19 protein-coding genes and 1 pseudogene are annotated in these 24,745 nt (G+C 62.7%); 10 read left to right on the top strand and 10 right to left on the bottom strand.

Annotation, left to right across the window (positions count from 1 at the left end; translation table 11 throughout):
* The first annotated feature begins 37 nt into the window (after positions 1-37).
* Positions 38-604, top strand: coding sequence for an ADP compounds hydrolase NudE (nudE, locus tag CS390_RS23310; protein WP_065761083.1), 567 nt, complete (start codon positions 38-40; stop codon positions 602-604).
* Positions 601-1,437, top strand: a complete 837-nt coding sequence (gene cysQ / locus CS390_RS23305; protein WP_099776210.1) for a 3'(2'),5'-bisphosphate nucleotidase CysQ — start codon at positions 601-603, stop codon at positions 1,435-1,437. Before nudE ends, cysQ begins: the two co-directional genes overlap by 4 nt.
* On the opposite strand, the gene CS390_RS23300 is transcribed toward cysQ, so the two are convergent.
* From CS390_RS23300 to rfbB, 7 genes are read right to left on the bottom strand one after another with little or no spacing between them, the layout of a single operon-like run.
* Entirely contained in the window at positions 1,426-1,881 is a 456-nt protein-coding gene (locus CS390_RS23300) for a YiiD C-terminal domain-containing protein (protein WP_099776208.1), read from the bottom strand. The genes cysQ and CS390_RS23300 overlap by 12 nt on opposite strands.
* Entirely contained in the window at positions 1,878-3,293 is a 1,416-nt protein-coding gene (locus CS390_RS23295; protein WP_099776206.1) for a sigma-54 dependent transcriptional regulator, read from the bottom strand. Before CS390_RS23295 ends, CS390_RS23300 begins: the two co-directional genes overlap by 4 nt.
* Positions 3,290-5,104 (bottom strand): ATP-binding protein, encoded by a 1,815-nt coding sequence (locus CS390_RS23290; protein ID WP_065761079.1) that lies wholly within the window; start codon positions 5,102-5,104, stop codon positions 3,290-3,292. Before CS390_RS23290 ends, CS390_RS23295 begins: the two co-directional genes overlap by 4 nt.
* A gap of 35 nt (positions 5,105-5,139) precedes the next feature.
* Positions 5,140-6,015 carry a dTDP-4-dehydrorhamnose reductase gene (gene rfbD, locus CS390_RS23285; protein WP_099776204.1) on the bottom strand — a complete coding sequence of 292 codons (876 nt, stop codon included), beginning with the start codon at positions 6,013-6,015 and terminating at the stop codon, positions 5,140-5,142.
* The gene (gene rfbC / locus CS390_RS23280) at positions 6,012-6,557 is read right to left on the bottom strand and encodes a dTDP-4-dehydrorhamnose 3,5-epimerase (protein ID WP_099776202.1); all 546 of its coding nucleotides are present in this window, start codon (positions 6,555-6,557) and stop codon (positions 6,012-6,014) included. The genes rfbD and rfbC overlap by 4 nt, the downstream gene beginning before the upstream one ends.
* Positions 6,548-7,429, bottom strand: coding sequence for a glucose-1-phosphate thymidylyltransferase RfbA (gene rfbA, locus CS390_RS23275; RefSeq protein ID WP_099776200.1), 882 nt, complete (start codon positions 7,427-7,429; stop codon positions 6,548-6,550). Before rfbA ends, rfbC begins: the two co-directional genes overlap by 10 nt.
* Entirely contained in the window at positions 7,426-8,508 is a 1,083-nt protein-coding gene (gene rfbB, locus CS390_RS23270) for a dTDP-glucose 4,6-dehydratase (protein ID WP_099776198.1), read from the bottom strand. Before rfbB ends, rfbA begins: the two co-directional genes overlap by 4 nt.
* A gap of 198 nt (positions 8,509-8,706) precedes the next feature.
* On the opposite strand from rfbB, the gene CS390_RS23265 reads away from it, so the two are divergent.
* The 5 genes from CS390_RS23265 (at position 8,707) to CS390_RS23245 (ending at position 15,887) form a co-directional block, all read left to right on the top strand.
* Positions 8,707-11,604, top strand: a complete 2,898-nt coding sequence (locus CS390_RS23265; protein ID WP_099776196.1) for an aminotransferase — start codon at positions 8,707-8,709, stop codon at positions 11,602-11,604.
* A 228-nt stretch (positions 11,605-11,832) separates the two neighbouring features.
* A complete protein-coding gene (gene aguB, locus CS390_RS23260; RefSeq protein WP_065761073.1) occupies positions 11,833-12,711 on the top strand; it encodes an N-carbamoylputrescine amidase in 879 nt (292 codons plus the stop codon).
* Between the two features lie 57 nt (positions 12,712-12,768).
* Positions 12,769-13,878, top strand: coding sequence for an agmatine deiminase (gene aguA, locus CS390_RS23255; RefSeq protein ID WP_099776195.1), 1,110 nt, complete (start codon positions 12,769-12,771; stop codon positions 13,876-13,878).
* Between the two features lie 185 nt (positions 13,879-14,063).
* Positions 14,064-14,267, top strand: a complete 204-nt coding sequence (locus CS390_RS23250) for a hypothetical protein (RefSeq protein ID WP_065762061.1) — start codon at positions 14,064-14,066, stop codon at positions 14,265-14,267.
* 339 nt (positions 14,268-14,606) lie between these two features.
* Complete coding sequence (locus tag CS390_RS23245) at positions 14,607-15,887, top strand: OprD family porin (RefSeq protein ID WP_099776193.1); 1,281 nt, start codon at positions 14,607-14,609, stop codon at positions 15,885-15,887.
* Positions 15,888-15,910: 23 nt separating this feature from the next.
* Here CS390_RS23245 and CS390_RS23240 read toward each other — a convergent pair whose 3' ends face one another.
* The 3 genes from CS390_RS23240 to CS390_RS23230 all read right to left on the bottom strand — a co-directional run bounded on the left by CS390_RS23240 (position 15,911) and on the right by CS390_RS23230 (position 20,302).
* Positions 15,911-17,575, bottom strand: a complete 1,665-nt coding sequence (locus CS390_RS23240) for an FMN-binding glutamate synthase family protein (RefSeq protein ID WP_065761092.1) — start codon at positions 17,573-17,575, stop codon at positions 15,911-15,913.
* Positions 17,576-17,724: 149 nt separating this feature from the next.
* The gene (locus CS390_RS23235) at positions 17,725-18,876 is read right to left on the bottom strand and encodes a lysozyme inhibitor LprI family protein (RefSeq protein WP_065761093.1); all 1,152 of its coding nucleotides are present in this window, start codon (positions 18,874-18,876) and stop codon (positions 17,725-17,727) included.
* An 85-nt stretch (positions 18,877-18,961) separates the two neighbouring features.
* Positions 18,962-20,302, bottom strand: a complete 1,341-nt coding sequence (locus CS390_RS23230) for an alginate export family protein (RefSeq protein WP_256587538.1) — start codon at positions 20,300-20,302, stop codon at positions 18,962-18,964.
* Positions 20,303-20,641: 339 nt separating this feature from the next.
* Between CS390_RS23230 and CS390_RS25785 the strand changes: the two are divergent.
* The 3 genes and pseudogenes from CS390_RS25785 to CS390_RS23220 form a co-directional block, all read left to right on the top strand.
* Positions 20,642-21,877 (top strand): annotated as a pseudogene (locus CS390_RS25785) (cache domain-containing protein); the annotation flags it as partial.
* 150 nt (positions 21,878-22,027) lie between these two features.
* Complete coding sequence (locus tag CS390_RS25780) at positions 22,028-22,783, top strand: methyl-accepting chemotaxis protein (protein ID WP_371918274.1); 756 nt, start codon at positions 22,028-22,030, stop codon at positions 22,781-22,783.
* A gap of 130 nt (positions 22,784-22,913) precedes the next feature.
* On the top strand, positions 22,914-24,692 hold the full coding sequence (locus CS390_RS23220; protein WP_099776189.1) for a SulP family inorganic anion transporter: 1,779 nt from the start codon (positions 22,914-22,916) through the stop codon (positions 24,690-24,692).
* Positions 24,693-24,745 lie beyond the last annotated feature (53 nt).

The following is a 24,745-nucleotide window of genomic DNA, read 5'->3' as shown; positions in this document are numbered from 1 at the left end:
GGTATAGTACCGCGTTCACGCCAAGGAGCCGCCACCCATGCGCCAGAAACCCACAGTCCTTGCTCGCGAGATTGTCGCCAGCAGCCGTCTATTTCGTGTCGAAGCGGTGCAACTGCGCTTTGCCAACGGTGCCGAGCGCACCTATGAGCGATTAGTCGGGCGCGGCAACGGGTATGGTGCGGTGATGATCGTGGCGATGCTCGATGCCGAACACGCGGTGTTGGTTGAGGAGTACTGCGGCGGCACCGACGAGTACGAACTGTCGTTGCCCAAGGGCCTGATCGAACCGGGCGAAGACGTGTTGGCTGCGGCCGACCGTGAGCTCAAGGAAGAGGCCGGCTTCGGTGCCCGGCAACTGGAGCACCTGACCGAACTGTCGTTGTCGCCGGGCTACATGAGCCAGAAAATCCAGGTGGTGCTGGCCAGCGACCTCTATGAAGAGCGCCTTGAGGGCGATGAGCCGGAGCCGATGCGGGTTGATAAGGTCAACCTGCGTGATCTGGCCTCGCTGGCACAGCATCCGCAGTTTTCCGAAGGGCGAGCGCTGGCGGCGTTGTACCTGGCGCGCGACCTGCTGACCCAGCGTGGGGTATTTGTCCCATGAGCGAATTGAACCTGAACGCGATGATGGCTGAGGTCGTCGATCTGGCCCGTCTGGCAGGGGATGCCATTCTGCCGTTCTGGCGGGCTGATGTGGCGGTCACCGCCAAGGCCGATGCTTCGCCGGTGACGGCGGCGGATATGGCCGCGCATCAAGTGATTGCCAGCGGCTTGCAAGCCCTGGCTCCGGCGATTCCGGTGTTGTCCGAAGAGGATTGCGAGATTCCCTTGAGCGAGCGGCAGACCTGGCAGCGCTGGTGGTTGGTCGACCCGCTGGACGGCACCAAGGAGTTCATCGCAGGCAGCGAAGAATTCACCGTCAACATCGCACTGATTGAACAGGGGCAAGTGCTGTTCGGTGTTGTCGCCATGCCGACCAGTGGCCGCTGCTATTTCGGTGGTAAAGCGCTCGGCGCCTGGCGCTCCGACCGCGGGGGCGAGGCGCAGCCGATTCAGGTTCGTCTGGCGCCACCAGCGGGTGAAAGCTTTACCGTGGTCGCCAGTCGCCGTCATACCAGCCCACAGCAGGAACACTTGTTGGCAGGGCTCAGCGGCACGCTCGGCGAGTTGCAACTGGCCAATATCGGCAGTTCGTTGAAGTTCTGCCTGCTGGCTGAAGGCAGCGCGGATTGTTACCCGCGCCTGGCGCCGACCTCGCAGTGGGATACGGCAGCAGCTCAAGGTGTGCTGGAGGGCGCTGGTGGTGAAGTATTGGGCCTTGATGGCCAGGTCTTCAGCTACCCGCCGCGTGAATCGTTACTCAATGCGTTCTTCCTGGCGTTGCCGGCCGCTGCGGCGTGGCGCAACGACCTGCTCAAGCTCGCCTCAGCGATGTAACACATACTGCCCGCTGAAACGCACGGCATCCTCTTCGCTGCCGGCGTTGCGAACCTGGGTGTTCAGGTTCAGGCGGGCCCGGCCATAGCGCTGGTAAGTGGCGATGAACTTATTCCAGACCTTCTCATCAGGCGCCTCGCATTGAGCGATGGCTGCACCGGTGACGGGCACTGGATAGTTGATCTGCCCTTCCTGAATGACAATATGGCCGTCGTCGATGCCGGCCTCGCGCAAGCGCATGTGCAACCAGCCCCAACCAACCAGTACGGCGGCGCAGTAAAGGCTGCCGCCAAACATGGTGCTCTTGTGATTGACGTTGGCAGCCAGCGGCAACTGCAGGCGCAGGCGCTGTTGTTGCCAATCAACTACCTGCAAGCCCATTTCCCGGGTAAGGGGAATGTCGTTATGCAGGAGGGTTTCCAGGTACTGGCTGTCGGTGGTCACGGGCGGTTCTCCTCAAGATCATCAGTGCCGCTGCTGTGGCTGTCGGCGAAATTCAGGCCATGCTTGCGCAACTTGTCGTGCAGGGTTTTGCGTGGGATACCCAGGGCCTCGGCCAGGCTGCGCAGTGAGCTGTGCGAACGGGCCAGCTCGGCGGCGATCAGCGAGCGTTCGAAGTGTTCGACCTGCTCGCTCAAGTTGCCGCTGCCCAGCACCGGGTTGGCAGCCAGCGGCTCGCTGGGGGTGTCGCCGTCCAGGGCCAGCTCAAGGCCGAGGGCGAAACGTTCCGCCGCGTTCTGCAGTTCGCGCACGTTGCCTGGCCAGGCATGGCGCATGAGCAGGGCGCGCTGCGCCGGTTGCAGGGCATGGCCGGGCAGGCCGTGGCGCTGGCTGGCCGCATCGGCAAAATGCTGGAACAGCAGCAAAATGTCTTCGCCGCGTTCGCGCAGCGGTGGAATACGCAGCGGCGCGACGTTCAGGCGGTAGTACAGGTCGGCCCGGAAGCGGCCCTGATCGGCGGCCTGGCGCAGGTCTTCCTTGGTGGCAGCGATGACCCGGATATCCAGCGGGATCTGCTGGTTGCCGCCGAGGCGCTCGACCACACGTTCTTGCAGCAGGCGCAGCAGCTTGACCTGAACATCCAGGCTCATGCTCTCGATTTCGTCGAGGAACAGTGTGCCGCCGTTGGCGAACTCGAATTTGCCAATCCGGCGTTTCTGCGCCCCGGTGAAGGCGCCGGATTCATGGCCAAACAGCTCGCTCTCGACCACCGACTCCGCCAGCGCGCCGGCATTGATCGCCACGAACGGGCCGTCGCGGCGGCTCGACAGGTCGTGCAGGGCACGGGCGACGACTTCCTTGCCTGCGCCGGTTTCGCCGAGGATCAATACGTCGGCGCGGGTCGGGGCCAGTGCGCCAATCTGCTCACGCAGGCGCAGCATCGGTGCCGATTGCCCGACCAGCCGGGCGCTCAATGCCTGGCGATCGCTGAGGGCCAGGCGCAGGCTGCGGTTGTCCAGTATCAGGCGGCGCAGGGCCAAGGCCCGGCGCACGCTGTCGAGCAGGGCATCGCTGGCGAAGGGTTTTTCAAGAAAATCGTAGGCGCCGGCACGCATGGCCTGGACGGCCAACGGTACGTCGCCGTGGCCGGTAATCAGCAGCACGGGTAACTCCGGGTCCTGCCCATGCAACTGTTCGAGCAGTTGCAGGCCGTCGATGCCTGGCATGCGAATATCGCTTACGACTACCCCCGGCCAATCGGCTTCGATACGTTGGGCCAAGCCTTGGGCATCGCTCAGGGACATGACCTTGAGGCCGGCGAGGTCGAGGGTCTGGCTCAGCGCCTGACGCAAGTGCGGGTCGTCATCGACCAGAATCACCTGTGTGCGGCTATCGATGAGCGGCTCGGTCGTCATGCCGATGGATCCTCCGAGGTTTGCAGGTTGGCGCCGGGTTTGGCTACGCGCAGTTTCAGGGTCAGCAATGCGCCACCCTCCGGGTGGTTGGCCAGCAGCAGTTCGCCACCCAGCGCACGCATCAAGGTATCGCAGATCGCCAGCCCCAGGCCAAGGCCCTGGGTACGGGTCTTGGTGGTGAAGAACGGTTCACGGGCACGGGCCATGGCTTCGCTGCTGAACCCCGGGCCGTTGTCGCGAATGTACAGGTAGACGTTGTCGTCCTTGCGTTCGGCACTTAGCCACAGCTTGCGCGGGTTGGCCTTCTCGGTCAGCGCGTCGAGGGCGTTGGCCAGCAGGTTGCCGAGCACCTGGCGCAAGCGGGTTTCACCGGCCTGTACCCACAGGGTGGCCTCTGGCAGGTCACGCACCAGCTCCACGGCCATTGCCCGGCGCCGTTTGGCCAGCAGGGCCAGGGCATCGTCCAGCGCCGGTTGCAGGGCCACGCTCTCGGGGGCGTGCCGGTCGCGCCGGGCAAAGGCGCGCAGGTGGGCGATGATCGAGGCCATGCGCCCGGTCAGTTCAGCGATCAGCTTGAGGTTGCTGCGGGCTTCTTCGGTGCGCTGATGGTCGAGCAGGATCTCGGCGTTTTCGGCATAACTGCGGATGGCCGCCAGCGGTTGATTGAGCTCATGGCTGATGCTCGCCGACATCGTGCCGAGCACCGACAACTTGCCGGCCTGAACCAGTTCATCCTGCGCACGGACCAGTTCCTGTTGCGCCTGCTCGCGCTCCAGCACTTCGTTTTTCAGGCGGCTGTTCAGGCCTTCAAGGTCGGCGGTTCGCTCAATGACCCGTTGTTCCAGTTCCTGGCGGGCGCGGGCCTCGAAGGCGATTCGGTCCATGTAGTGCCGCCGCCGCTGCATGATCAGCCCAAGCAGCAGCATCAACACCAGCAGCGTGGCGCCGCCGATGGCCAGCACCGTGCGTACCGAACGGTCGATCAGGGTGCGTGGGGCAAGGATGCTCACCTGCCAGCCGGTTTCCTCGATGGTTCGGGTCTGGATCAGCCAGGCTTTGGGGTCGAGGTTCAGCGGTTGGGGCGTCAGCGTCGGGTAGGGCTGGATCGCGGCAATGGCGGCGCGCTCGGTATCGGTCAGTGGCCGGGTGGCACGGAAGCGCCAGTCCGGACGGGAGGTCAGAATAACCACGCCGTTCTGGTCGGTCAGCAGCAGTTGTTCCGGGGTTTTGCCCCAGAGCGTTTCGGTGTGGTCCAGGTCGACCTTGACCACCAGTGCGCCGATCACGTGCTCGCCATCGCGCACGGCACCTGCAAAGAAGTAACCGCGTTTGGCCGAGGTGGTGCCTTGGCCGAAAAAGCGCCCCAGGCGCCCGGTAAGGGCATCGCTGAAATACGGGCGGAAAGCAAAGTTACGGCCAACGAAGGTGTCGCGCTTGTCCCAGTTGGACGCTGCCAGGGTGTTGCCGTTGGTGTCCATCAGGTACATCACTTCGGCACCGGTCTGGGTGCTGATGTCCTTGAGCAGACGGTTGGCGTTGGTCAGGGTTTCCAGGCGCATCGGGTCCTTGAGCACCGCACGCAGGGCTGGTAGGTCACCGAGGATCTGCGGCAGGGTTTCATAACGGTGCAGGGTACCCAGCAGGTTTGCCACGTACAGGTCGAGGGTCTGGCGATTTTGCCCGGCCAGCTCGTCCTGATAGTAACGCTCGGCCAGGTGTTGCAGCGGCAAGAGCAGTGGGGCGAGGAACAAGGCGACGATGGCCAGGCTGCGCCAGCGTGGACGACGGGGAACGGTCGGGGTCATGGTCATTGCAAATGCGCCGGTGGAGTCTGGCGCATTATGCGCTACTTCAGGCAGTCGATCAGTGCTTGCTGCCAGTCTGGCTGGCTGACCTGCCATTGCTTTTGCAGGCGACTGCAGTCCAGGCGCGAGTTGAGTGGGCGCTGGGCCGGTGTCGGGTACTCGCAGGTTGGGATGGGCACTAGCCGGGCACAGTGCTTGCCTTGGGCCTGGAGGTGCGCGGCGATGGCCTGGGCAAAACCGAACCAGGATGTCTCGCCTTGCGCGGTCAGGTGATAGGTGCCCCAGGCACCCGCCTGGCCCGCCTGCCAATGCTCGATCAGGGCGCGGGTGCTGCGGGCGATGGTAGCCGCCCAGGTCGGTGCACCGATCTGATCGGCAACCACGCGCAGCTCGGGTTTTTCCTGCAGCAACCGCTGCATGGTCAGCAGGAAATTGCGCCCGTGCAGCGAGTACACCCAACTGGTGCGCAGGATCAGGTGCTGGCCAGCGACGTCGCGGATTGCCTGCTCGCCAGCCAGCTTGCTGCGGCCGTAGACGCTCAGCGGGTTGGGCGTATCGTCTTCGTTGTAGGGCGTGGCCTTGCGGCCATCGAAGACGTAGTCGGTGGAGTAGTGAATCAACGGGATGCCCAGCCGCGCGGCCTCTTCAGCGAGTACCCCGGGGGCGTGGGCGTTGACCGCAAAGGCCAGGGCCTGCTCGACTTCCGCCTGATCGACTGCGGTGTGGGCGGCGGCGTTGATGATCAGGTCCGGTGCCAAGGTGCGCACCTGCTGACGGATCTGCTCCGGATGCGCCAGGTCGAGCGCATCGCGACCCAGCACGTGCAGGGTGCCGAGCGGGGCCAGCTGCAGTTGCAGTTCGCGCGCCACCTGACCGTGTTGGCCGATGATCAGCGTGTTCAATGGCGCTGCGGTCATGGAAACAGTTCTGCCTCTTTCAGCGATTTACCGGCCTGGTCCTTGGCCGACAACAGTGGTTCCTGTTGCAGTTGCCAGTCGATTGCCAGGTCCGGGTCGTCCCAGCGGATGCAGCGTTCGGCGGCCGGGTTGTAATAATCGGTGGTCTTGTAGAGGAACTCCGCACTGTCGCTCAACACCACGAAACCGTGGGCGAAGCCTTCCGGTATCCACATCTGACGTTTGTTTTCGGCAGACAAATGCACCGCGACCCAACGGCCAAAGGCTGGCGAACTGCGGCGGATATCCACGCACACATCGAGCACCTCGCCCTGTACGACCCGCACCAGTTTGCCCTGGGGGTTTTCCAGTTGGTAATGCAGGCCGCGCAGTACGCCGCGCTGTGAACGGGAATGGTTGTCCTGAACGAAGGTTGTCGTGACCCCTGTCTGCGCTTCGAAGGCCCGGGCATTGAAGCTTTCGTAGAAAAAACCGCGGGCATCGCCGAACACCTTCGGCTCCAGGATCAGTACCTCGGGCAGGTCAGTGGTGATTACTTCCATCGGTTCTCTCGGGTCAGGCTGTAGAGGTACTGGCCGTAGCCGGTCTTGCCAAAAGCGTTGGCACGTTCAAGCAGGTGCGCCTCGTCGATCCAGCCCTGTTGGAAGGCGATCTCTTCCAGGCAGGCCACTTTCAGACCCTGGCGGTGCTCAATGGTCTGCACGTATTGCGAGGCTTCCAGCAGGCTGTCGTGGGTACCGGTATCGAGCCAGGCAAAGCCACGCCCGAAGCGTTCTACGCGCAAGTCACCCCGTTTCAGGTAAGCGTTGTTGACGTCGGTGATCTCCAGCTCGCCACGGGCCGAGGGGGTAATGCCCTTGGCGATCTCGATCACGTCGTTATCGTAGAAGTACAGGCCAGTCACGGCATAGCTGGACTTGGGCTGCGTCGGCTTTTCCTCGATCGACAGGGCCTGGCCCTGTTCGTTGTACTCGATCACGCCGAAGCGCTCCGGGTCTTTGACCCAGTAACCAAACACCGTTGCACCGCTGCTGTGGCTGGCGGCGCGTTGCAGTTGTTCGGTAAACCGCTGGCCGTGGAAAATGTTGTCGCCGAGGATCAGGCACACCGAGTCGTTGCCAATGAACGCTTCGCCAATCAGGAAGGCTTGGGCCAGGCCGTCCGGCGAGGGCTGTTCGGCATAGCTGAACTGGACGCCGAACTGGCTGCCGTCACCGAGCAGTTGACGGTACTGCGGCAGGTCCTGCGGGGTGGAAATGATCAGGATTTCGCGGATACCGGCCAGCATCAGTACCGAGATCGGGTAGTAGATCATCGGCTTGTCGTAGACCGGTAGCAGTTGTTTGGAAAGCCCCAGGGTAATGGGGTGCAGGCGAGTGCCGGAGCCGCCCGCCAGAACGATACCTTTGGTCATGCAATCAGGTCCTTGAAATCGCTGTTGCCCAGGCGCTGGCCTTGATAGCTGCCATCCTGAACATGTTGGCACCACTCACTGTTATCCAGGTACCACTGCACGGTCTTGCGCAGCCCGCTCTGGAAGGTTTCAGCCGGGGTCCAGCCCAGCTCACGCTGGATTTTGCTGGCGTCGATGGCGTAGCGCTGATCGTGCCCGGGACGGTCCTGGACGAAGCTGATCAGGTCGGTGTAGTGGTTTACCCCGGCCGGATGATCGGGTGCCAGTTCTTCAAGCAGGGCGCAGATGCTGCGCACCACATCGATATTCTTCTGTTCATTGTGCCCGCCGATGTTGTACGTCTCACCGACCTGACCGGCGCACAGCACCTGCAGCAGGGCGCGGGCATGGTCCTCGACGAACAGCCAGTCACGCACTTGCAGGCCGTTGCCGTAGACCGGCAGCGGTTTGCCCGCCAAGGCGTTGAGGATCGTCAGCGGAATGAGCTTTTCCGGGAACTGGAACGGCCCATAGTTGTTCGAGCAGTTGCTGAGCAGTACTGGCAAGCCGTAGGTTCGGTGCCAGGCACGTACCAGATGGTCCGAGGCCGCCTTGCTGGCCGAGTAGGGCGAACTGGGGGCGTACGGCGTGGTTTCCGTGAACAGGTCGTCCACCCCATGCAGATCGCCATACACCTCGTCGGTGGACACATGATGGAAGCGGAAGGCTTCACGCTCGGCGGCGGGCAGCTTTGCCCAGTAAGCACGGGCGGCTTCCAGCAGGCTGTAGGTGCCGACTATGTTGGTTTCGATGAACGCGGCGGGGCCGTCGATGGAGCGGTCCACATGCGATTCGGCGGCCAGGTGCATGATCGCGTGCGGAGCAAAACGTTCCAGTACGGCGTCGACCTTGGCGCGGTCAGCGATGTCGGCCTGCACGAACTCATAGCGGGTATTGGTCGCGATGCTGCTCAGCGACTCCAGATTGCCGGCATAGGTGAGCTTGTCGAGGTTGAGCACGTCATGTGCGGTGGTCTCGATCAGGTGGCGAATCAGCGCCGAACCGATGAATCCGGCACCGCCGGTAACAAGAATACGCATGTCGAGTGGCCTTTCCTGACTAAACGGGTATTGATCGGGTGCTGCCTAGCCTGTGTAAAGGCGCGGGTGGGTGCAAGCAGCGTACGGCGACTGTCGGCGTCGGAGAAAACGATACCCGGTACGGCCTTTTTTTCCACCTCCCTTGCTTATCGGCAGAAGCGGTGGCGATATAAGCAGCAAAAAAACGAGGCTTGCCCCATGCCGCTTACTACCCTTATCCACCGATCCAGCTTACCGCGCCCGGATGTCAGCGAATCACAGGCCCTGCAGTTGCTGCAGGAACATTATGGGCTTACCGGCACGTTACAGTCGCTGGGCAGTCAACAAGACCTGAATTTTCGCCTCGACAGCCCTCAGGGTCGTTACGTGTTGAAGATCTGCCACGGTGATTATTCGCCGGTCGAGCTTCAGGCCCAGCATGCCGCCCTCGGTTACCTGCGTGAGCGCTGGCTGCCGGTGCCTGGCGTGGTGCCAGCGCGTTCCGGCGAGCACCTGTTGGCACTGAGCCTGAATGGCCAGCCCCTGCGCGCACGCCTGCTTGAGTACATAGAAGGCCAGTCGCTGACCCGCCTCAAGCGCCTTGAACCACGGCTGATGGCTGAGCTGGGCGAGTTCTGTGCGCGCATCGACCATGCCTTGGCCGACTTCAGCCACCCAGGCCTGGAACGTACCCTGCAGTGGGACCCACGGCATGCACCGGCGCTGATCGAACATCTATTGCCGGTACTCGTCGAAGGGCCGCGCAAGGCGCGCGTGCAGGCGGCAGCTACGGAGGCCTGGCAGTACCTGGCCCCGCTGATCGAACACCTGCCGCAGCAGGCCGTGCACCTGGACATCACCGACGACAACACCGTGTGGCAGCGCGATGCCCAGCGCCACTGGCAGTTGCAGGGGGTGATCGACTTTGGCGACTTGCTGCATACCTGGCGGATTGCCGACCTCTCGGTGACTTGCGCGGCGCTGTTGCACCACGCCGAAGGCGACCCGTTGCGTATCCTGCCCGCCATTCAGGCGTATCAGGTCGTCAACCCGCTGACTGAGGCCGAGCTCAAGGCCCTGTGGCCGATGATCGTGGCCCGTGCCGCCGTGCTGGTGCTGAGCGGAGAGCAGCAGGTCAGCGTCGATCCGGGCAATGCCTACAGCCGGGACAACCTGGCCCACGAGTGGGAAATCTTCGAGGTCGCGACCAGCGTGCCGTTCGCCTTGATGGAAACGGCGATCCTGCAGGCCGCGGGTCATGATCTGGCCCCGCTGGGGTTGGTCAACACCACGCTGTTAATGCCCAGCCTGAACGGCCAGCCTGTCGCCCGCGTCGACCTCGGGGTACTCAGCGAACATTTCCAGGCCGGTAACTGGCAGCAGCCGGGCATCGACCAGCAGCTGTTGCGCGCCCAGAGCGGGCTGGCCTGCGCGCTGCACGGCCAATACCGGTTGTCGCGTACCCATATCGATAACCCGCAGGAACCCGAAACCTGCGCCTTGCATGTCGAGCTGCAGGTTCCCTCGGGTACGGCCCTGCAGGCGCCGTTTGCCGGTGTCTGGCACGCGGTGGCGGGCGGTGGTTGCCTGCAGGGTGAGCAGGTCAGCCTGTGGTTGTGGGGCGTGGTCGATGCCCCGGCCGATGGCCTGGCGCTCAAGCAGGGCGAGCCGCTGGGGCAGAGCAGTGTCGGCCTGATGCTGCAACTGTGCCGCGTACCGGGGTTATGCCCGCCACTGTTCGCCACGCCTTCACGTGCGCAGGCCTGGCTGGCGCTATGCCCCTCGCCGCAGCCGTTGCTAGGGTTTGCCTGCGACGCTGAACCACTGGCCGATGCCCAGGCACTGCTTGAGCGGCGTGACGCCAGTTTCGCCCGTTCGCAGAAGCACTATTACCAGCAGCCACCGCAGATCGAGCGTGGCTGGCGCAACTACCTGATCGACATGCAGGGCCGCTCCTACCTGGACATGCTCAACAACGTTGCGGTGCTCGGTCATGGCCACCCACGGATGGTCGCCGAGTCGGCGCGGCAATGGTCGTTGCTCAATACCAACTCACGCTTCCACTACGCGGCCATTGCCGAGTTCTCCGAGCGCCTGCTGGAACTGGCGCCCGAAGGCATGGACCGGGTGTTTCTAGTCAACAGCGGCACCGAAGCCAACGACCTGGCGATCCGCCTGGCCTGGGCCTACAGCGGTGGCCGCGACATGCTCAGCGTATTGGAGGCCTACCACGGCTGGTCGGTGGCCACCGATGCGATTTCCACCTCCATTGCCGACAACCCGCAAGCCCTGACCACCCGTCCAGACTGGGTACACCCGGTGATGGCGCCGAACACCTACCGTGGTGCCTACCGGGGCGCTGAGAGCACTGCCGACTATGTTCGTGATGTCGATGCCACCCTCGACCGCCTGACCGCGCAGAAGCGCCAGGTGGCTGGTTTCATCTGTGAACCGGTGTACGGCAACGCCGGCGGTATCGCCTTGCCGCCGGGTTACCTGCAACAGGTCTACGGCAAGGTTAGGGCCTTGGGCGGGGCCTGTATCGCCGACGAGGTGCAGGTTGGCTATGGCCGCCTTGGCGATTATTTCTGGGGCTTCGAGCAACAGGGCGTGGTGCCGGACATCATCACCATGGCCAAGGGCATGGGTAACGGCCACCCACTGGGCGCGGTCATCACCCGTCGGGAAATCGCCGAGGCACTGGAGGCCGAGGGCTACTTCTTCTCGTCTGCTGGCGGCAGCCCGGTCAGTTGCCGGATCGGCATGGCCGTGCTCGATGTCATGGGCGAAGAAGGCCTGTGGGACAACGCGCGTACCGTCGGTGGGCACTTCAAGGCGCGGCTGCAGGCATTGGTCGATAAACATCCGCTTGTGGGCGCCGTGCACGGTTCCGGTTTCTACCTGGGCCTGGAACTGGTGCGCGACCGCAGCACACTGGAGCCGGCCACCGAAGAAACCGCGGCGCTGTGCGAGCGCTTGCGCGAACTGGGGATCTTCATGCAGCCAACCGGTGACTACCTGAACATCCTCAAGATCAAACCGCCGATGTGCACCACCCGTGAAAGCGTCGATTTCTTCGTCGACAGCGTGGCGAAGGTGTTGGCAGAAGACCTCTAAACCCGCATTGGGGCTGCGCTGCAGCCCTTCGCAGGCTTGCCTGCTCCTCCAAGGGGGGGCAGGTTTTTCTACAATGTGATCAACATGGAAAACACTGATTTAAATCGATTGTTATCGATTTAAATGGCAATACTCACCCTTTTATTTTGATTTATCGCCTTCCAAAGCCGATTTTTATCGGCTATAAAGTCCTCATTACTTGCCCAGCAACCCTTCGAGGACGTTTTCATGAGCCGCATCGTTACCGTCGCCGCCACCCAGATGGCCTGTTCCTGGGATCGCGACGCCAACATCGCCACAGCCGAGAAGCTGGTGCGCGAAGCCGCCGCCAAGGGCGCGCAGATCATCCTGATCCAGGAACTGTTCGAGACCCCGTACTTCTGCCAGAAGCCCAACGCCGACTACCTGCAACTGGCGACCCCGGTTGAAACCAACGCCGCTATCGTCCATTTCCAGAAGCTGGCCAAGGAACTGCAAGTGGTGCTGCCGATCAGCTTCTACGAACTGGCCGGGCGGGCGCGTTTCAACAGCATTGCGATCATCGATGCCGATGGCCGCAACCTGGGCATCTACCGCAAGAGCCATATCCCGGATGGCCCGGGCTATCACGAAAAGTACTACTTCAACCCGGGTGATACCGGCTTCAAGGTCTGGAACACCCGTTATGCCAAGATCGGCGTCGGTATCTGCTGGGACCAGTGGTTCCCCGAGTGCGCACGCAGCATGGCCCTGCAAGGCGCGGAAATTCTGTTCTACCCGACCGCCATTGGCAGCGAACCGCATGACGCCAGCATCACCTCGCGTGATCACTGGCAGCGCGTGCAGCAAGGCCATGCCGGCGCCAACCTGATGCCGCTGGTCGCCAGCAACCGTATCGGCAAGGAAGAGCAGGACGGCTACGACATCACGTTCTACGGCTCGTCGTTCATCGCCAACCCGTTTGGCGAAAAGGTTGAAGAACTGAATGAAACCGAAGAAGGCGTGCTGGTGCATACTTTCGACCTGGACAAGCTGGAGCATGTGCGCAGCGCCTGGGGCACCTTCCGTGACCGTCGGCCGGACCTGTACGGTACGCTGAAGACCCTCGACGGTTCGCTGGAATCCTGATCACCCATTTATCGTGCCGCAGGCCCGTTCTGCGGCAGTTCTTGCAAAGGTTCAACTATGACAACCCTGACCACTACCCCACGCGCCGATGGCTTTCACATGCCTGCCGAGTGGGCGCCACAATCGCAGGTCTGGATGGTGTGGCCGGAGCGCCCGGACAACTGGCGCCTGGGCGGCAAGCCGGCGCAGGCCGCGCATGTTGCCGTGGCCAAGGCCATTGCCCGCTTCGAGCCGGTGACCATCGGCGTGTCGGCCGCCCAATACGAACATGCCTGTGCCCGCCTGCTGGACACCCCGAACATCCGCGTGGTGGAAATCAGCAATGACGATGCCTGGGTGCGTGACACTGGCCCGACCTTTGTGATCAACGACGCGGGTGAAGTCCGCGGCGTCGATTGGGGCTTCAATGCCTGGGGTGGTTTTGAGGGCGGCCTGTACGCACCGTGGAACCGTGATGAACAAGTGGCTGGCAAGATCCTGCAGATCGAGCGCTGTACACGCTACCAGACCGAAGGCTTCGTGCTGGAAGGTGGCTCGATTCACGTCGACGGCGAAGGCACGCTGATCACCACAGAAGAATGCCTGCTCAATCACAACCGCAACCCGCACCTGAACCGTGAGCAAATAGAGGCGATCCTGCGCGATCACCTGGCGGTGGAGACCATCGTCTGGCTGCCTGATGGCCTGTATAACGACGAAACCGATGGGCACGTGGACAACTTTTGCTGTTACGTGCGCCCTGGTGAAGTGTTACTGGCCTGGACCGATGATTCCAACGACCCCAACTTTGCACGTTGCCGTGCGGCGCTTGAGGTGTTGGAGCGTCAGCGCGATGCCAAAGGGCGCACCTTTGTGGTGCATAAAATGCCGATCCCCGGGCCGCTGTACGCGACCGAGGAGGAATGTGCGGGTGTCGATCCGGTCGCCGGTAGCCAGGAGCGCAACCCGTCGGTTCGCCTTGCCGGCTCCTATGTCAACTTCCTGATCGTCAATGGTGCGATCATCGCGCCAAGCTTCGATGATCCGGCAGATGCCGAGGCTAGAGCGATTTTGCAGACGCTGTTCGCGGATCGTGAGGTAGTCATGGTGCCAGGGCGCGAGCTGTTGCTCGGTGGCGGCAACATCCATTGCTTGACCCAACAGCAGCCGGCACCGGTCAAACGCTGAACCATTTAAGTAAAAAAGCCCGTCGCACGACGGGCTTTTTTTTGCGCGTCATTCGACGATCGGAGCTCGATCTGGCACAGCTCTTGTATTTGTTTTGCATTGTATTTCAAGCGGATAGAGCACGCAGTTCTGTCACAAAGTTAACGTAGGTTAATGGCTCACGACCCTGGGGAGTACGTGTCGATATGAATGTAGTCAGTGAGCCAGCTTCAGGCCTGTCCATCGTTAATAACGAATCGATCAAGGCACTGGCACAGTGGTTGAAAAACAATGCAAATAATCGAGTCAGGAAGACCGATCCGCGACGTCGGTTGTTGGTTGAGCGGTACCCGGTGGGGTTGATCAGTGAAGCAGAGCTCGATGCGCTGCTCGGGGTCTGGCACCACTGACTGAGCGATCGCCGGCAAGGTCTGCCTTGCCGGCGATGCGTTTTCTCCTGTCCTGCTCTTTGTGTCACCCCACAGTGCTGCATGCCCCGCCATTCTCAAAATTGCACGATCGACCGCTGATCCGTGCCGTTCACGAATTTTTGACACACAGAACTGCTGACCGCTAGGATTCGGCCCTCGCCTGTAGGCCCATTCACCTTGTACCCAGAATAGATGGCCCGCTGTGCCTATGCGCAGGGGGCTTTTTTGTTTTCAGACCCGCGAGCGTCAACCCACGCAGGGGCGTGGTTCCTGGTGCCGGTCGCAGTGCGTCTTTGTTTTTGTAATAAGGAAAATAAAATGTTGAAAACCAGGATCAGCCTGATCGCTCTGGGTTTGTTGTCCGCGACTCAGGCCATGGCCAATGACCAGGCCAATGCCAACGGTTTCGTAGAAGACAGCAGCATGAATGTGCTGCTGCGTAACGCCTACATGAATCGTGACAAGAAGCACGACACACATGATCAGATCCAATGGGGTCAAGGCGTCATTGCCAACTTCTCCTCCGGCTTCACCCAAGGCACCGTAGGTGTCGGCGTTGATGCTTTCGGTCTGTACGCGGTGCGCCTGGACGGCGGTAGCGGTCACAATGGCGGCGCCGGTATCGACTTCTTCAAGCGTGGCGACAGCGGCAACGCCCAGCACGACATCGCTCGCGGTGGTGCAGCGGTCAAGTTCCGCGTCTCCAACACCGTACTGAAGTATGGCGACCAGATGCCGACACTGCCCGTGCTGCAGTACGACGATTCGCGCCTGCTGCCAGAAAGCTTCACCGGTACCCTGGTCACCTCCAAGGAGATCGAAGGCCTGGAGCTGAACGCGGGTCGTTTCACTCAGGAAGCACGCAAGAGCGCCGAACAGCGTGACAGCGGCCTGAAGTCGATCAACGTCTTCGGTGGTAGCTACAAGTTCACCAACAACCTGTCGGCTTCCCTGTACGGCTCTGACGTCGAAGACGTCATGAAGAAGCAGTACCTGGGTATCAACTACGTGATGCCAATCGCCGCCGAGCGCTCCCTGACCCTGGACTTCAACGGCTACAAGTCGAAGATGGACCGCCAGTATGTCGAGAAGGCAGACCTGAACGGTCGTGACAACACCATCTGGAGCCTGGCGGCAACCTATGCCTTCGGCCCGCACTCGATCACCCTGGCGCACCAGCGCAGCACCGGTGACACCGGCTACAACTATGGCTACTACCAGAACGCTGGTGGCGTGGGTGACGGTGGTTCGACCATCTATCTGGCCAACTCCTACTGGTCTGACTTCAACGCTGAAGACGAGCGTTCCTGGCAGTTGGGCTATGGTCTGGACTTTGGTGCCTTCGGCGTACCGGGCCTGACCTACAAAGTGGCCTACGTGCGTGGTGACAACATCAACACCCACGGCCTGGGCGAAGGCACCGAGCGCGAAATCTTCAACCAGTTCAAGTACGTCGTACAGGCCGGCCCTGCCAAGGACCTGTCGGTCAAGCTGCGCAGCTCGTTCCTGCGCACCTCGAACAACCTGCGCGCTATCGACTACAACGACGACGGCAACGAAGTCCGCGTATTTGTCGAGTACCCGATCAGCATCTTCTGATTGGCGTCTCCCACAACCCCGGCCTAGGCCGGGGTTGTTTCTCTGCGGTTCCGGGCCGCCCGGATCTCCACCACCTCGCCGGTGTCTGCGGCGAAGCTGTCACTGCGGGCCATCCGCCACATCCGCGCATAAAAATCGCTTTCAATCGAGCCGCTGAGCAATTCGCCAGGCTTGAGGAACACGTGCAACTGCGAAAACAGGCGTACTTCGCTGGGGCTGATGCGTCGCGCCAGGTGCTTGGGCTTGAGTTCTTCAGGGTGCTCCAGGCCTGCGGCAGCGAGCATCTCGGCCAGTGCGTGCAGCGTGTTGCGGTGGAAGCTGTACACCCGTTCGGCTTTTTCCGGCACCACCAGCGCCCGCTGGCGTAGCGGGTCTTGGGTGGCAACCCCGGTCGGGCACTTGTTGGTGTGGCAGCTTTGCGACTGGATGCAGCCGATGGCGAACATGAAACCGCGTGCCGAGTTGACCCAGTCGGCACCGATGGCCAGCACACTGGCAATGTCGAAGGCACTGACAATCTTGCCGGCGGCACCGATGCGAATCTTGTCGCGCAGGTTCAGGCCCACCAGCGTGTTGTGTACGAACATCAGGCCTTCACGCATTGGCACGCCGATGTTGTCGCTGAATTCCCGTGGGGCCGCACCGGTGCCGCCTTCCTTGCCGTCGACGACAATGAAGTCCGGGAGAATGCCGGTGGCCAGCATGGCCTTGGCGATACCCATGAACTCCCAGGGATGGCCCAGGCAGAACTTGAAGCCGACCGGTTTGCCACCGGACAGTTCGCGCAGTTGGCCAATGAACTGCAGCAACTCCACCGGGCTGCGGAACGCGGTGTGAGCAGCAGGGGAGACGCAGTCTTCACCCACGTTCACGCCGCGTGTTTCGGCGATTTCAGCGCTGACCTTGTGCCCCGGCAGAATCCCGCCGTGGCCCGGCTTCGCGCCCTGGCTGAGTTTGACCTCGATCATCTTCACCTGAGCCGAGCAGGCCTGTTCGGCGAAGCGTTCAGGGTCGAAATGGCCGTCGGCGGTGCGGCAACCAAAGTAGCCGCTGCCAATTTCCCAGATCAGGTCACCGCCGTGCTCACGGTGATAGGGGCTGATGCTGCCCTCGCCAGTGTCATGGGCAAAGCGGCCGAGTTTGGCGCCCTTGTTCAGCGCGCCGATGGCGTTGGCGCTGAGTGCACCAAAGCTCATCGCGGAAATGTTGAAGATCGAGGCCGAGTACGGCTGGCGGCACTGCGGCCCGCCGATGGCCACGCGGAATGATGCCGGGTCGGGGGTTTCCACGGGCAGCATCGAATGGCTGATGAACTCGAAGCCCGGCTTGTACACATCGTTCAGCGTACCGAAGGCTTTCTCGGCGCTCTCGTTCTTGGCCCGTGCGTACACTAGCGAGCGCTGGGCCCGGGAGAACGGCAGCTTGTCGTCGTCGCCTTCAAGCAGGTACTGGCGAATTTCCGGGCGGATGGTTTCGATCAGGTAACGGATGTTGCCCAGGATCGGGTAGTTGCGTCGCACCGCGTGATGGCTCTGGCGCAGGTCATTGAGGCCAACCAGGCTGAGCAGGGCGGTGATCAGTGTCAGGGGCCAGAGGCCCGCGTGGGCAGAGAGAAAAGGCAGGCTTGCGACAGTGAAAAGCAGACAGCCTGCCAGGCAGGCATAACGGCTGTAGAGCGACGGTTTCATGGATCTTCCGCTGATGAGTACGTCTTGCCTAGGATAGGGAAAGCGCTTCGGGAGAAAACCTGCGATTTCGGTAAAACACTTTTAAGGGGCAGGGGCTTGCAAGCGGCCAGCCGTCATGGGCCTTGGCGCAGGCAAGCCGGTTTACCCCCTTACTGAACCGGGGCGATGGCGAAACCCAAACGGTTTTCCTCAAGGTAGACAAGTGCTTCCTGGCCAAGCAGCTCCACGGGCCGCGCCGAAACCGCTTCATGCTCAGGGACGATCTTGGACAACACCTTGTTGACCAGGTCCACCCGCCAGACACAGGCCATGGCACCGCTGTTGTCGAAGTACAACACGGCCCGGCGCTCGCTCCAGGTCGGGTTCACCAGGCTCCAGTCGGTGGCGTCGTTGGCCATCACGCGCTCGGTCTTGTGGCGGTCAACCCGCTCGTCATACGACAGGGTCAGGTTGCTGTTGTTGCCGTTGATATCGCCCAGGATACGGGCCTTGGCGAACTGTGCGGTACTGGACGGCACCTGGAACGTCTGCGCGGTCGGCTGCGGTGCCGCACCCGACCCCAAGGTATACGCCATGGCCTGTTGCAGGCCTTTGTCTTCTTGCTGGCGATAATAGAACACCCCGTCGACCACCCCGGCGTAGCGCTTGCCCTGATCGTAGAAACCGGTTTTTTCCCAGCCTTGGAAGGCAATGTGGGTGGCGATCGGGTGCCAGCCCGGGCGGGTATCGGTGTATTCGTAAAGGGTGCCGTAGGTCTGGTGGTTGAAGCGCTCGCTGAGGTACAGGTTGTCGCGGTCGTTGCTGTTGCTGACATAGAGAATGACATGCAGCACACCGTCGACCACGGCGGCGTCGACAATGTGCTTGAAGACGTGCGCGGGCGCCTGCGGCAGCTCGGCCAGCACGTAGCGCTGCCACGGCTCATCGTCTACTTGCGTATACACCTGCCCCTCGGGCAGTGGCGACAGCGCGTGAACATCGACCCTGGGCGGCTGCTGCGGGGTCAGCCGCTTGATCTGTTGGTCGTAGGCGGCCTCCAGGCAACCGATCGTCTGGCACGCGTTGCGCACCTCATACAGCCAGGTGGCCCCCAGTTGGCGGAAAACCTGATGCTTTTTCAGCGGGCGGAACAGGGCATTCAACTGCTCGTCCTTGGCGGACAGCGACGGTGTATTGCAGATGGCCTGTTCCTGCAGGGTGACAGCCTTGTTGCAGTCAAACCCCGCCGCGCTGGCGGTGTGTTGCAGGGCGAAGGCAAGCAGCCCGGCGAGCATTGCGCCAAGGCATAGGAAGCGTTTCATTGCACATCCGTGTGAGTTTGAACAAGCACCCATGGTACGCCAGCCAGTGGCCCGGGTGAACCAGGCCACGGCCACGCACCGGGCGCTAGAAGAACGTCGCCACGGTCAGTTGCAGGTAGGTGTTGGTGTCGTCGTTGCCCAACTGCAACCCGCCTTCGCTGGCACTGCGCTCAGGTTTGTACAGGCCCACCAGCGGGCTGATGATCAGGTGCTCGTTGACCGTCCACTCCAGGTACAGGTCCAGTTCCTGGCCGCTGAGGTTGCCAAGATCGCGGTCGAGGGTGTCGAAGTCGAAGAACAGCGCGCCCAGCGTCAGGTCGTCCCGTGGCGTCGCTTTCAGGCCGACATGATGCACGGCGGTATTACTGTTGAACGGCCCGGCATAGTTGGCCGCCACTTCACCTTGATACCAGGTGCCGTAGCCACGGCTGAAACCGTAGAACAGCGGGTCGAAGGCCTCGGAGAAGCGGCTGTAGCGGTAGGTGGCCGTAGGTTTCCACGGCACATCGGCGAAGGTCCAGGCGCCCTCCAGGTACCAGGCGTTCTCGCGCCCGCTGTCACGGTCTTGGGTGGCGTACTCGAACGCCAGGTTGAGGTTTTCAACCCCCAGCCCGCCGATGCCGCGCACGCTGACGGTGTCCATGTCCTTGCGTTCAAGCTGGGCGGCGGTGGCGAAGCGCTCGTTGACGTCCAGCCCGTGAATCCAGGTCAGCCCCAGCGTACCGGCTGCGCCCACATGCTCCAGGGTGGCCGCCGCCAGCTCGGTTTCGGCCTGGGCACGGTTGTCTGACTTCAGCCACACCAGATCACTGCGCCAGCCTTGCGTGCCGCCCACATGCACAACCGCGGTCTGGTCGAAGGCCTTGCGCCCGGCCAGGTAATAGGCGCCGCCCCGGTCGAAGTCGGCACCGAGGTCGGCATCGCCGACGTTCACCGAGTCGCCGTTGAGCAGGAAGCCGTCGCCGAGTTTGACCAGTTGGCGGCCGGCGGAAATGTCCACGCCGTCCTCACCAAACAGTGGCAGCAGCGCCCCGGAACGCCAGCCCAGGTAGGCGTCTTCCACGGCTGTGCGGCGTTCGCTGCCGAGGGTGAAGCCTGCCGCATCACCGTCACCCCAGGTACCCGAGCTCACCAGGTTGAACTTGCCGTACAGGCTGCCAGCGTCGGCCAGCGTCTGGCTGCCGCTCAGGCCGTACTTGATGTAGCCCTCGCGCCAGGCCGAACTGCCAGCGCTGCGGTTGCCAGCAGTGGCATAGCTTTCCTCGCTGTGCATGATGCCGAACACCGCCTCCAGGTCGGCGTTCAGTACGCTGCCGCCCTGGTTGTACAGTTCGTAGGCTGGCGCTGGCAGGCTGGCAAATACGCCGCTGGCGGCCAGTGCCAGGGCAAGGCGCGTTCGCAGGGGAGTGGACGTTTGCGTGGTCATCGGGGGGCTGCTCCTATGGTTTTTGTTGTGCAGGCCCGTGCGCAACCGCCATGCCAATGTTCGCCAGGCGCTGTAAGACCATGGAAAACAAGGTGTTTTGCATCAACGCTCAGCCCCCTGCGCAGTGTCTCGGGATCTTGCCGATGCGACAGTCGCTGTCTCAGGCTGTAACAGTGGGGCGTGTGCATACCTTCGCCTTGGCCGGCCATTACCCCCCGTAAATGCTGGACATCAGGCTGTTTTCAGCGCGCGTTGGCAGGTGGCACGCAATGTGTAAAGGCTCTAACAAATACGCCTGCGCAGGCGTGCCAGTCGCCCCCGGCGTAAGGATCACGTGCGATGCTGCTGAACCGTCTGTCCATCCAGTGGAAAATTACCCTGCTCACCGGGCTGTGCCTGTTGACCATCGTCGCGGTGCTGATTGGCATCTCGCTCTATCGCATGAGTGCGAGCACCGAGCTGGTCAAGGCCAGCAGCGCACAGATGCTCGAAACCTCGGCCCGCGAGCGCATGGAAGGCGAGGGCCGGGTACAGGCGCTGACCTTGCAGCGCTTTTTCCTCGCGGCCTATCAGGACGGCGTAAACCTCAGCCGCCAGGTACTGCAGCAACAACGCCAACTGCAGAAGGCCCAGCTTGCCCCTGAAGCCCTGCGCGAGTCGCTGCACCAGCAGGTGAAAGAGGCCTTGCAGGCCAATCCGCAACTGCTCAGCCTGTACCTGGTGTTCGAGCCCAATGCGCTGGATGGCAACGATGCCCGTTTCAGCGGGCAGGGCGCCCGGGGCAGCAACGAGCAGGGGCGCTTCTCCAGCTACTGGGCGCAGCGTAACGGCGAGTTGAGCACCTTGACGGTCAGCGAAGCGCTGATCGCCGACAGCACCACCATGCTCGATGGCACCCCGTTCAACACCTGGTTCAACTGCCCGAAACAGACCCTTAAACCCTGCCTGCTCAACCCTTATTTCGACGACGCCTCGGGGCAGAAGACGCTCATCACCTCGCTGACCTTCCCGGTGATCGACAACGGCAAACTGCTGGCGGTGCTGGGCATGGACATCAGCCTGGCCAACTTGCAGCAACTGGTTGAAGCCAGCAGCCAGCGGCTGTACCAGGGCAAAGGCGCGGTCAGCATCGTCAGCGCCGGCGGGTTGCTCGCCGGGCATAGCCCGGATGTAACCCGGCTGGGCCAGACGCTGAGCCAGGCCTACCCGGAACACGGCAGCGAGCTGCTGGCCCTGCAACGCCAGGGCCAGGCCCACGCGCAGCAACAGGCCGGTCGCTTGCAGGTGCTGGCGCCACTGCAACCCATACCGGACGCGCAGCCCTGGTCTGTGCTGCTTGATGTACCCATGGAAGCCCTGCTGGCCCCGGCGCGAACCCTGCAGCAGGACCTCGACCGCCGCAGCGCCGAAGGCACCTGGCTGGAGCTGCTGTTCGGCCTGCTGGCTGCCGTGGCCGGGCTGTTACTGGTGTGGCTGACCGCACGCGGCGTCACCCGGCCTATCCTGGGTGTCGCCGCCATGCTGCGCGACATCGCCAGCGGCGAGGGCGACCTGACCCGGCGCCTCGCCTACGACAAACACGACGAGTTGGGCGAACTGGCCGGTTGGTTCAACCGCTTCCTCGATAAACTGCGGCCGATCATTGCCGATGTGAAAAGCTCGGTGCAGGACGCGCGCGGCACCGCCGACCAGTCCGCCGCCATCGCCAGCCAGACCAGCGCCGGTATGCAACAGCAGTACCGTGAAGTCGACCAGGTGGCCACCGCGTCCCACGAAATGAGCGCCACGGCCCATGATGTTGCCCGCAGCGCCGCCCAGGCCGCAGAAGCCGCACGCGGCGCAGACCAAGCCACCCGCGAAGGCCTCGGCGTGATCAACCAGACCACCCGCGCCATCGACGACCTGGCTCGCGACATGACCCTCGCCATGAGCCAGGTGGAAGGCCTGTCCAGCAGCAGCGAACAGATCGGCTCGGTGCTCGAAGTGATTCGCGGCATCGCCGAACAAACCAACCTGCTGGCGCTCAACGCTGCCATCGAAGCCGCCCGGGCCGGTGAGGCGGGCCGTGGCTTTGCCGTGGTCGCTGACGAAGTACGCAGCCTGGCCAGGCGCACTCAGGAGTCAGTGGAGGAGATCCGCCAGGTGATCGAAGGCCTGCAAACCGGCACCCGAGATGTCGTTGCCTCAATGCACAGCAGCCATCAACAGGCCCAGGGCAGCGTTGCCCAGGTCGAACAGGCCGTTACCGCCCTGCGGCGTATTGGCGATGCCGTCACCGTCATCAGCGACATGAACCTGCAGATCGCCAGCGCGGCCGAAGAGCAAAGCTCGGTCGCTGAAGAAATCAACCGCAACGTCGCAACCATCCGTGACGTGACCGAGTCACTGTCCGGGCAGGCCGATGAGTCGGCCCAGGTGAGCCAGGCACTGAACCGTCTGGCCAACCAGCAACAAACCCTGATGGACCACTTCCGGGTATAGGGGGCGCTGCCGCGCAATACCCATGGCGTACTCCCGACTTTGCTGCTATCAAGACACCAGCGTGCACGCTAACTAAACTTCTCTGAGCCGTTAACCACGGAATTGCAGGTCTTTAGCTGCTGGGGTCTTAATGAGCAATTCCGAATCGTCGTCCCCTCGCCCTGAGCCCGGTCGAATTCACCGTCGCGTCAAGCTGACCGACCAGGCCGGTTGGGCGCGCTGGATGCCGGGGCTGCGTATGCTGCGCGAGTATCAGCTGGCCTGGCTACGCCATGACATCATGGCCGGGCTGGTGCTGACCGCCATGCTGGTGCCGGTGGGCATCGCCTACGCGGTCGCCTCGGGCATCCCCGGCATCTACGGCCTCTACGCCACCATCGTGCCACTGCTGGCCTACGCCCTGTTTGGCCCCAGCCGCATCCTTGTGCTCGGCCCCGATTCCTCGCTGGTGGCGGTGATACTGGCGGTGGTGCTGCCCCTGTACGGTGGTGACCCGATGCGTGCCGTTGCCCTCGCCGGCATGATGGCCGTCGTCTCCGGCGCGGTGTGCATCCTGGCCGGGGTGGCCCGTTTGGGCTTCATCACCGAACTGCTCTCCAAACCCATTCGCTACGGCTACATGAACGGCATTGCGCTGACGGTATTGATCAGCCAACAGCCCAAGTTGTTCGGCTTCTCGATTGAATCCGACGGCCCGCTGAGCAACCAGTGGGCGGTGATCATGGGGGTGTTCGAGGGCAACATCCACTGGGCCAGCTTTGCCGTCGGTGCCGCGACGCTGGCGGTTATCCTGCTGTTCAAGGGCAACGGCCGTGTGCCGAGCATCCTTATCGCGGTGGTTGGCGCAACCATCGCGGTCAGCCTGCTGGGCCTGGCCGAAGGCGCAGGCGTCGAGGTGCTCGGCTCCCTCCCGCAAGGCCTGCCGGCCTTCGCCATCCCGTGGATTACCCGCGAGGACATCGTCCCGGTACTGATCGGTGGCTGCGCGGTGGCAATGGTCTCGTTCGCCGACACCAGCGTACTGTCGCGGGTGTATGCCGCACGAACCCGCAGCTACGTCGACCCGAACCAGGAAATGGTCGGGCTGGGCATCGCCAACCTGGCCGCCGGGTTCTTCCAGGGCTTCCCGATCAGCAGCAGCTCATCGCGTACACCCGTGGCCGAAGCCGCTGGTGCGAAAACCCAACTGACCGGCGTCGTCGGCGCGCTCACCGTAGCCGGCTTGCTGATGGTCGCCCCCGACCTGCTGAAAAACCTGCCCACCAGCGCCTTGGCTGCGGTGGTGATTGCCTCGGCCATCGGCCTGATCGAAGTCACCGACCTGCGGCGCATCTACCGTATCCAGCGCTGGGAATGCTGGCTGTCTATCGCCTGTACGGTCGGGGTGGTGATGTTCGGTGCCATCCAAGGTATTGGCCTGGCCATCGTAATTGCCGTGATCGAATTCCTCTGGGACGGCTGGCGGCCATATTCCGCCGTGCTGGGCCGTGCCAAGGGCATACAGGGCTACCACGACATCAAGCGTTACCCCGAGGCGCGGCAGGTGCCTGGCCTGGTGCTGTTCCGCTGGGATGCCCCGTTGTTCTTTGCCAACGCCGAACAATTCCAGGACCGCGTACTGGATGCCGTGGCCGCCTCGCCAACGCCCGTGCGCTGGCTGGTGGTGGCGGCAGAACCGGTGACCAGCGTCGACGTCACCTCGGCCGACATGCTGGCCGAACTGATGGGCACCCTGCATGAAGCGGGCATCGAACTGCGCATCGCCGAAATGAAAGACCCGGTCAAAGACAAACTCAAACGATTCGGCCTGTTCGCGCAACTGGGGGAAGACGCTTTCTTCCCGACCGTGGGCACGGCGGTCAAACACTACCTCGCCACCCATGCCGTGGCCTGGGACGACTGGGTCTGAATCTCGCCCACAAAATGAAACAGCTGGGTGCTACTGAGCGCGGGTGGTTTTGC

The sequence above is a fragment of the Pseudomonas sp. HLS-6 genome, from assembly GCF_002753995.1.
In the GTDB taxonomy this organism is placed as follows: Bacteria; Pseudomonadota; Gammaproteobacteria; order Pseudomonadales; family Pseudomonadaceae; genus Aquipseudomonas; species Aquipseudomonas defluvii.
The sequence above is the reverse complement of the archived record's forward strand: the minus strand, read 5'-3'. Positions and strand labels throughout refer to the sequence as shown.

Excerpts from the sequence above, each read along its gene's own strand:
- nudE (WP_065761083.1), top strand. The coding sequence starts at position 38 with ATGCGCCAGAAACCCACAGTCCTTGCTCGCGAGATTGTCGCCAGCAGC.
- cysQ (WP_099776210.1), top strand. The coding sequence starts at position 601 with ATGAGCGAATTGAACCTGAACGCGATGATGGCTGAGGTCGTCGATCTG.
- CS390_RS23295 (WP_099776206.1), bottom strand. The coding sequence starts at position 3,293 with ATGACGACCGAGCCGCTCATCGATAGCCGCACACAGGTGATTCTGGTC.
- CS390_RS23290 (WP_065761079.1), bottom strand. The coding sequence starts at position 5,104 with ATGACCATGACCCCGACCGTTCCCCGTCGTCCACGCTGGCGCAGCCTG.
- rfbD (WP_099776204.1), bottom strand. The coding sequence starts at position 6,015 with ATGACCGCAGCGCCATTGAACACGCTGATCATCGGCCAACACGGTCAG.
- rfbC (WP_099776202.1), bottom strand. The coding sequence starts at position 6,557 with ATGGAAGTAATCACCACTGACCTGCCCGAGGTACTGATCCTGGAGCCG.
- rfbA (WP_099776200.1), bottom strand. The coding sequence starts at position 7,429 with ATGACCAAAGGTATCGTTCTGGCGGGCGGCTCCGGCACTCGCCTGCAC.
- rfbB (WP_099776198.1), bottom strand. The coding sequence starts at position 8,508 with ATGCGTATTCTTGTTACCGGCGGTGCCGGATTCATCGGTTCGGCGCTG.
- CS390_RS23265 (WP_099776196.1), top strand. The coding sequence starts at position 8,707 with ATGCCGCTTACTACCCTTATCCACCGATCCAGCTTACCGCGCCCGGAT.
- aguB (WP_065761073.1), top strand. The coding sequence starts at position 11,833 with ATGAGCCGCATCGTTACCGTCGCCGCCACCCAGATGGCCTGTTCCTGG.
- aguA (WP_099776195.1), top strand. The coding sequence starts at position 12,769 with ATGACAACCCTGACCACTACCCCACGCGCCGATGGCTTTCACATGCCT.
- CS390_RS23250 (WP_065762061.1), top strand. The coding sequence starts at position 14,064 with ATGAATGTAGTCAGTGAGCCAGCTTCAGGCCTGTCCATCGTTAATAAC.
- CS390_RS23245 (WP_099776193.1), top strand. The coding sequence starts at position 14,607 with ATGTTGAAAACCAGGATCAGCCTGATCGCTCTGGGTTTGTTGTCCGCG.
- CS390_RS23240 (WP_065761092.1), bottom strand. The coding sequence starts at position 17,575 with ATGAAACCGTCGCTCTACAGCCGTTATGCCTGCCTGGCAGGCTGTCTG.
- CS390_RS23235 (WP_065761093.1), bottom strand. The coding sequence starts at position 18,876 with ATGAAACGCTTCCTATGCCTTGGCGCAATGCTCGCCGGGCTGCTTGCC.
- CS390_RS23230 (WP_256587538.1), bottom strand. The coding sequence starts at position 20,302 with ATGACCACGCAAACGTCCACTCCCCTGCGAACGCGCCTTGCCCTGGCA.
- CS390_RS25780 (WP_371918274.1), top strand. The coding sequence starts at position 22,028 with ATGCAACAGCAGTACCGTGAAGTCGACCAGGTGGCCACCGCGTCCCAC.
- CS390_RS23220 (WP_099776189.1), top strand. The coding sequence starts at position 22,914 with ATGAGCAATTCCGAATCGTCGTCCCCTCGCCCTGAGCCCGGTCGAATT.